We start from the raw sequence: 2,045 nt of genomic DNA, 5'->3' as shown, positions 1-2,045 counted from the left end.
GCCAAAGCCTAGGCACCCCCTGTCTTATGAAACCTCGTCTTGTGAGCAATCGACGCTGCTGAACCCAAGCTGTAGCTAGCAATCGTCATCGCACACGTGCCGCAGTATTAGCCTCCGTTGCATCATGCTCCACGACACACCAGGAATCAATCGACTCAAACTGGGATGGCGGGGACGCTCGCAACCTCAATGCTTTCCAAGGCCACGCGACACCTGGAGGTGGTCCCCAAATCGTAATTATACCTGCGCGTATGCCCTCTGCGGACCAAGCCAACTTGCTGTAGAGTACGTGCTGTAGAATACGTACTTGGCGGAGCTCAAGGGGACGGATGGTATGGCTCGAGTACCTGCGGATCTCACGCGCGCAACACTAGCCGTGCTGTTCATCGGCAGCATCCTTGTCGCCAGCATCTGGGTGATGCTTCCTTTTCTGCCAGCGATCATATGGGCCACGACGTTGGTGATCGCTACATGGCCGCTGATGTTGTGGGTGCAGCGCCATGTCGGCAATCGCCGTGGCTGGGCCACGGCGATCATGACCCTGATCTTGCTGTTGGTCCTGATCGTGCCGTTTTGGCTGGCCATCAGTGCCGTCGCCGCCAATACCGACAAAATTGGCGACTTGATCCGCACTGTCCTGTCCTTGCGGATGCCGCCGCCGCCGTCCTGGCTGGCCGATTTGCCGCTAGTGGGCTCCCGGGCCGCAGAGGCCTGGAGAAATATTTCGACAAGTCGCGTGGATGAATTGGCCTCCAAACTTGCCCCCTATGCAGGGGCCATGACGAAATGGGTTGCATCCTTCGCAGGCAGTCTGGGTGGGATATTCTTCCATTTCCTCCTAACGACGCTGATAGCCGCTATCATGTACATGGGCGGCGAGCAGGCAGCTGCAACTGTTGTTCGTTTTGGCCGCCGACTGGGTGGTGATCGAGGCGAAATGGCCGTTCGTCTGGCTGGTCAGGCAATCCGAAGCGTTGCCTTGGGCGTCGTCGTGACCGCAGTAGCCCAGAGCGCTCTTGGGGGCATAGGTCTATTGGTGGTTGGCGTGCCCTTCGCGCCGATGCTGGCAGCGGTGATGTTCTTGCTGTGCTTGATTCAGCTCGGCCCCGTGCTGGTGATGGCGCCAGCGGTGGTATGGATGTACTATTCTGGCGAGGCGTTTTGGGCGACGGTGTTGTTGGTTTTTGCCATCGTTGCCGGGACAATGGATCAGTTCATACGTCCAGCACTCATTCGAAGAGGCGCCGACCTTCCCATTCTCCTTATCCTTGCTGGGGTCATTGGGGGTTTGATTGCGTTTGGCCTTTTGGGAATTTTCATCGGCCCCACTGTCCTTGCTGTGACCTACACATTGTTGAATGCGTGGATGGCTGAGGGCGACTAGTCATGGCCCAGACGATCGCCGCCAGGACTGGCCTGAGCACCAGGAGGCTAGCGACAATAAAGCCGCCAATGAACAGTACCGCCAGCGTCACTCAGGCAAGATTTTGACGCGGACCGGCCATCCTGCTTGGGCCTTCTATGTCCAACTTCTGCCCCTCCCAATTGTTCGCCTCCTGGCATCCATTTGCTAAATCTGCGGCGGCAGAAGGTACAGCGTTATGGCGAATACCAGGTAGACCATCAAAGTAAACACTCCCACGAACCACGCCGAACGTCCGGTGCTTGTCATCAAAAAAGCCGTCATCGTCGAAACGAAAACCATGATCACCGCGCCTGGCCAGAACCACAGATCCATCGGCGTAGGGCCGATGACATAGCTCAGCAGGACCAGAACCGGCGCAACGAACAGTGCTATCTGGGATGCGCTTCCAAGTGCGATACCCACGCTCAAATCCAGCCGGTTCTTGCGGGCGCCGGAAAAGGCCGAGGCCATCTCTGCGGCGCCTCCGACCAGCGCGACGACGATGAAGCCGACGAATGCGGGAGTCATGCCGAACGTAACCGCCGCTTCCTGCACCGACTCGACGAAAATCTCGCTCACCAGTGCCACCAGCACGGTCACGCCGGCCAGGACAGCAAGCGCCAGTCGCACTGGCCATATC

2 protein-coding genes are annotated in these 2,045 nt (G+C 58.2%); one reads left to right on the top strand and one right to left on the bottom strand.

Features of this window, described 5'->3' with window-relative positions; all coding sequences use genetic code 11:
* Nucleotides 1-307 precede the first annotated feature (307 nt).
* The gene (gene ydiK / locus AC1DUU_RS30535) at nucleotides 308-1,384 is read left to right on the top strand and encodes an AI-2E family transporter YdiK (RefSeq protein WP_476787056.1); all 1,077 of its coding nucleotides are present in this window, start codon (nucleotides 308-310) and stop codon (nucleotides 1,382-1,384) included.
* A gap of 186 nt (nucleotides 1,385-1,570) precedes the next feature.
* Here ydiK and AC1DUU_RS30530 read toward each other — a convergent pair.
* Nucleotides 1,571-2,045, bottom strand: a 475-nt coding sequence (locus AC1DUU_RS30530) for a calcium:cation antiporter (protein WP_476787055.1), incomplete at its 5' end; no start/stop codon positions are given.

Source organism: Aminobacter sp. P4_H6_2 (assembly GCF_056400805.1).
Note: the sequence above shows the minus strand (reverse complement) of the source record. Positions and strands in the feature narration are given on the sequence as shown.